Raw genomic sequence first — 5,251 nt, 5'->3', positions numbered from 1 at the left:
CCGTAGTAGTCCGCGACAGGGAAAGCCTGTCACATGGCGAAGGGGAACAGTTCAAACTGCTTGAAGTGCAAACTACCTGACCTAATGAGGTGAAGACCTTTGATAATCAGCGAAATGCAGCACAAGCTCGCAACATGGGCCGAGAGCGATCCAAACCGCAGGTTTGATCGGCTTCTCCGGCTCATTGCCGATCGGGAGTGGCTCGCCGAAGCCGCCCGGATCGTTCTGGCGTCAAGTGGCGCCCGAACACCGGGCATTGACGGAATGGATAAGCAACGACTGCAGGTCAGACTGGACCAGCATCTGGCCGACCTGCGGATGAGCCTGCTGAAGGGCAGCTACTGCCCCAAGCCGGTCAAGCGGATCTATATCCCGAAAGCGAACGGCAAGCTACGACCATTGGGTATTCCGACCCTGACGGACCGCATTGTCCAACGCGCCATGCTGATGGCCATGGAGCCGATCTGGGAAAGCGATTTCCATCGGCTTTCCTATGGCTTCCGGCCTGAACGGAGCGTGCATCATGCCGTCCGCACCGTGAAGATACAGCTTCAGGATGGAACCGATACGAGAGGCCGCTGGATCATCGAAGGTGATCTGGCAAGCTACTTCGATACGGTCCATCACCGGCTGTTGATCAGATGTGTGCGGCGGCGGGTGCAGGACAGGCGATTTGTCGATCTTCTCTGTCAGTTCCTGAAGGCGGGTCACATTGACCGTGACCTATTCGTGGCCTCCAGCGAAGGCGTTCCGCAAGGTGGCGTTCTGTCACCGCTCCTGTCCAACATCATGCTCCATGAGTTTGATGCGTGGCTTGAGGCGAAATACCTCAGCGACAAGGCGCGTAAGGATCGATGGGCCTGGAACTTCGGCATCAAGCAAGGCCGCCCCATTACGGTTCGTGAGAACCGACAATGGAAGCCGGCTATCGCCTACTGCCGATACGCTGACGACTTTGTCGTGATCGTAAAAGGATCCAAGGCTCAGGCAGAAGAGATCCGTGAGGAATGCCGTGTCTTTCTGGAAGGTGAACTGAAGCTGACGCTGAATATGGACAAAACCCATATCACTCACGTCAACGATGGCTTCGTCTTTCTGGGGCACCGGATCATTCGCAAGCGAGGGGCGCACGGACGGATGTCTGTCGTTACGACGATACCCAAGGAGAAGGCCAAGGGGTTTGTTCGCAAACTGACCGAGACCCTCTCCGGCAATCATAGTGTCAGCACGGTCGATATGATCGCCAGTCTCAACCGACAACTGGCCGGTTGGGCAGCGTTCTACAAGTTCACCGACTTCACTGCGTACGTATTCCGGCACATCGACCATGTTGTGTTCTGGAAACTGGCGCATTGGCTGGGGCACAAATACCGATCCCGCATCAAGCCTCTGATGCGCAAATGGTACAAGGCTCCGGAACCGGGCAAGGCGAAAACCTGGCTCGTTTACGGTCGCAATGAACGCGGGGACGCCATCGGCAAAGCGCTCCACAGGCTTGTCTCGAGCCCCAAGGCGCAATTCCGGTGGCGCAATCCGGAGGAGAACCCATACATCTTCCGGAGCGAAGCCCGCAACACCGTCACATCGCGCTATCAGGATGTTGCTATGGCCATGGGCCAAGCTTGAATGGAGAGCCGTATGCGCTGAAAGGTGCATGTACGGTTCGGGGAGGAGAAGCGCACTTGCGCTTCTTACTCCACTGGCGACCTGGTCGGGCTTCGTCTATGTGGCCTTCGTGATCGATGCCTTCGCCCGCAGGATCGTGGGCTGGCGAGTGTCGCGCTCGGCCCGGGCCGAGTTCGTGCTCGATGCCCTGGAGCAAGCTCTCCATGACCGGCAGCCCTGGCGAGCCACCCTCATCCACCACTCCGACAGGGGAGTTCAATATGTGTCACTGAAGTACACCGAGCGCCTCGCTAAGGCGGAGATCGAGCCATCGGTCGGCAGTGTTGGCGACTCGTACGACTGTGAGAATGTGAGAGCCGCTCGGAAGGCCTGACCCTTCGTACGATTGACTGCGTGTCATTGCATTGACGTGTCGGTCCTCCGGGCGGCACCTGACGGTCTGCTGTCGCGTGACTTGATAGGAGCTTGAGGGTCTCGTCCCATCACAGTCCTGTCCGCTCGCAGGAACCTGTCAGGTTCTTACCTGCGGAGGACGAGGAATGCGCAAGGCTGATCCTGCTGAGATCATCATCGGCATTGACACCCACAAGGAAGCCCATACCGCTGTCGCCATCAACGGGCTGGGAGCCCGCCTCGGGGCAATGACCCTGCTGGCGAGCAGCAGAGGCTATCAGGAGCTGGAGAGCTGGGCTCAATCCTTGGGTCCCGTTCGCGCCTTCGGGATCGAGGGGACAGGCTCTTATGGGGCTGGCCTGGCACGCTTCCTGCACGAGAGAGGCCACAATGTCATCGAGGTCAACCGCCCCAATCGCCAGATCCGACACCAGCATGGCAAGAATGACCCGCTTGATGCTGAGAACGCGGCCCGCGCCGTTCTTAGTGGCCAGGCAAGGGCGGCTCCGAAGTCGGGCACCAGCTCCGTGGAAATGATCCGCCATCTCAAGGTGGCGCGAGACACCGCCGTCAAGAGCCGCACCCAGGCGATGGTCACCCTCAAGACGATCATCGTCAATGCTCCCACTGCCTTGCGCGAGAGCCTTGACGGCCTCACCGGCAAAATGACCCTGATCCGCCATTTAGCCGCCCTGAGACCGGGAGCGATGACTTCACCAACAGCCTCAGCCAAAGCAACATTACGCGCTCTCGCCCGGCGCTGGCTGATGCTCGATGCTGAGATCAAAAGCCACGATGCCGATCTCGATGCTCTGACCACCGCCTGCGCGCCGATCCTGAAGGAGGCTCATGGCATGTCGACCGGTACGGCGGCCGAGATGCTGATCCTCGTCGGCGACAATCCCGAGCGCATCCGCTCGGAAGCAGCCTTCGCCAAACTGTGTGGCGCCTGTCCCATTCCGGCCTCGAGCGGCAAGACTTCACGTCACCGTCTCAACCGCGGTGGCCATCGTCAGGCTAACGCGGCTCTCTATCGCGTCGTCATTATCAGGATGCGCAGCCATCCACCAACCCTTGACTATGTCCGTCGACGAACGGCAGAGGGCAAGGGCAAGATGGAGATCATTCGTTGTCTCAAGCGCTTTGTCGCACGGGAGATCTTTGGCTATCTCTGCCGAGCCAGCAGGCCTCCCACAATGCTCTCTTCGGCCTCTTGACCTCTATAGGAGCATCAATGCCCTGGCGGAAACTGTCATCGGCCTGTTCAAGACCGAGGTGATCCATCGGCGCGGGCCGTGGCGCTCGTTTGAGGCCGTTGAGTTCGCCACCCTCGAATGGGTCGATTGGTTCAACAACCGCCGTCTGCTCGAGCCCATCGGCAACATCCCGCCCGCCGAGGCGGAAGCCGCCTACTATGCGAAGCTTGAGGTCATGCCGATGGCCGCGTAGAATCCAAGCCAACCAGCCTCCGGAAAACTCGGCGCGGTTCACCCACCGAATGGGTGCCCTTCTTGAGCAGCGCCGTGTCGTCGATCACCAGGATGGCGTCGGGCCCGCCGACAAGTCGGTTGGCTTGGGCGAGGAGTTCGGCCTCCAGCGGCCCCTCGTCCCACGGGCCGACCGCCACAAAATGATGCAGTTGATCATAATCGGCCGGCGCCACCCGAGCCGCCATCGGCTGCAGGCTCTTGCGCTCGCCGGGGCCGATCAGGCCTGCCACATAGAGCGGGCACATGCGCCGGCGTGCCGGGTGACGAAGTGGGGTGAGAAAGGGTTCGAGCCAGGACTGGAGTTCGTGCTCCCACGCAACTGAGGTGCTCATGACAACCTCCTGCGGATATTCCTTTAGGAGGAGACGTCGACCGGCCTCGCCCGGTTCCTCATGCCTGCCAAAGTAGTGTTAGTCAGCGCCATCACGCCGGTGACGATCGAGCTCGCGCTCAAAGCGCTGACGAACCTGGAAGAGCGGGATCGCGAGATCGGCGCACAGTGGCGGATGCGGGTCGAGCGGGCGCGCTATGAGGCCGAGCTTGCGGAGCGTCGCTACGAAGCTGTCGATCCAGCAAACCGGCTGATCGCCGCGACGCTCGAAACACGTTGGAACGATGCCCTGCAGCGCCTGCATGAGCTCGAAGCCGAGCTCGCGGCCTTTGAACAAAAGACGATGCGCGCCGTCACCGCCGAGCAGAAGCGACAGATTCTCGAGCTGGCCGAGAACTTCCCTCGCCTCTGGTCGGCTCCAACCACGACAGCACGGGACCGCAAGCGCATCCTGCGCTTATTGGTGCGCGACATCACCGTGATGCGGGGACCAGAGCCGAAGCTCGTCCGATTGCAAGTTCGCTGGCAAGGAGGCGCAACGGAAGTCCTGCAACTCCAACTGCCCCCGAACCGGGCTGAGGCCATTCGGTATCCTGAGGCCTTTGTCGCGCGCATTCGAGAGTTGGCGGTCGATCACCATGATGATGAAATTGTCGCCCTCCTACGTGCTGAGGACCATCGCAGTGCGACAGGAAAGCCGTTCACGTCAGGCGCGATCAAATGGATCCGCTACAAGCATCGCATTCCTGCGCCCAAACCGCCGGTAGGGAGCCTCAGCGTGCGACAAGTGGGAGAACGATATGGCGTTAGCCTCTGGGTCGTTCATTATTGGATCGCACACGGTATCATCTCTCCTGTGCGAAGCAGGCCGAAAGGCCCGTACGCGATCACGATCGATGCCGCATTGGATCACCGCCTCCGGACCTGGATCGCCAAATCAGGACACCTTCATCCGACATCCCCAACGCTTACTGCATGAGGTGCATTATGCCTCCTACATCGCAATACCCAGTGGTCGTAGCTTGCCATTAGACTTCGGGATATAGATCCGCTTCACTGGGTCGGGGTGATAGCTCCCTTCCAGCAGCTTTATTCTCAGGTCATCCAGATGCTGATCCAGTCTGACCTGGAGTCGTTGCTTATCCATTCCGTCAATGCCCGGAGTTCGGGCGCCACGTGACGCCAGAACGACCCGGGCAGCCTCGGCGAGCCATTCCCGATCGGCAATGAGCCGGAGAAGCCGATCAAACCTGCGGTTTGGATCGGTCTTGGCCCATGTTGCGAGCTTGTGCTGCATTTCACTGATTATCAAAGGTCTTCACCTCATTGGGTCAGGTAGTTTGCACTTCAAGCGGCTTGAACTGTTCCCCTTCGCCATGTGACAGGCTTTCCCTGTCGCGGACTACTACGG

The 5,251-nt window shown here is 59.9% G+C and carries 3 protein-coding genes and 4 pseudogenes; 5 read left to right on the top strand and 2 right to left on the bottom strand.

All coding sequences use genetic code 11. The features are described from left to right. Positions 1 to 99 precede the first annotated feature (99 nt). The 4 genes and pseudogenes from ltrA to OC446_RS29170 all read left to right on the top strand — a co-directional run. Complete coding sequence (gene ltrA / locus OC446_RS29185; protein ID WP_315986560.1) at positions 100 to 1,626, top strand: group II intron reverse transcriptase/maturase; 1,527 nt, start codon at positions 100 to 102, stop codon at positions 1,624 to 1,626. A gap of 67 nt (positions 1,627 to 1,693) precedes the next feature. Continuing rightward, a pseudogene (locus tag OC446_RS29180) lies at positions 1,694 to 1,966 on the top strand (DDE-type integrase/transposase/recombinase); the annotation flags it as partial. Between the two features lie 199 nt (positions 1,967 to 2,165). Next, complete coding sequence (locus OC446_RS29175) at positions 2,166 to 3,236, top strand: IS110 family transposase (RefSeq protein ID WP_262032413.1); 1,071 nt, start codon at positions 2,166 to 2,168, stop codon at positions 3,234 to 3,236. A 16-nt stretch (positions 3,237 to 3,252) separates the two neighbouring features. Beyond that, positions 3,253 to 3,468: pseudogene (locus OC446_RS29170) on the top strand (integrase core domain-containing protein); the annotation flags it as partial. A 28-nt stretch (positions 3,469 to 3,496) separates the two neighbouring features. Here OC446_RS29170 and OC446_RS29165 read toward each other — a convergent pair. After that, positions 3,497 to 3,841 (bottom strand): annotated as a pseudogene (locus tag OC446_RS29165) (transposase); the annotation flags it as partial. A 60-nt stretch (positions 3,842 to 3,901) separates the two neighbouring features. On the opposite strand from OC446_RS29165, the gene OC446_RS29160 reads away from it, so the two are divergent. Continuing rightward, positions 3,902 to 4,819: a hypothetical protein gene (locus tag OC446_RS29160; RefSeq protein ID WP_262032412.1), complete on the top strand. Its 918-nt coding sequence runs from the start codon at positions 3,902 to 3,904 to the stop codon at positions 4,817 to 4,819. A gap of 24 nt (positions 4,820 to 4,843) precedes the next feature. Here the strand turns inward: OC446_RS29160 and OC446_RS29155 are convergent. Further along, a pseudogene (locus tag OC446_RS29155) lies at positions 4,844 to 5,152 on the bottom strand (group II intron reverse transcriptase/maturase); the annotation flags it as partial. Positions 5,153 to 5,251 lie beyond the last annotated feature (99 nt).

The sequence above is a fragment of the Microvirga sp. Mcv34 genome (genome assembly GCF_024519725.1).
In the GTDB taxonomy this organism is placed as follows: Bacteria; Pseudomonadota; Alphaproteobacteria; order Rhizobiales; family Beijerinckiaceae; genus Microvirga.
This window is presented reverse-complemented; position numbering and strand designations above follow the sequence as displayed.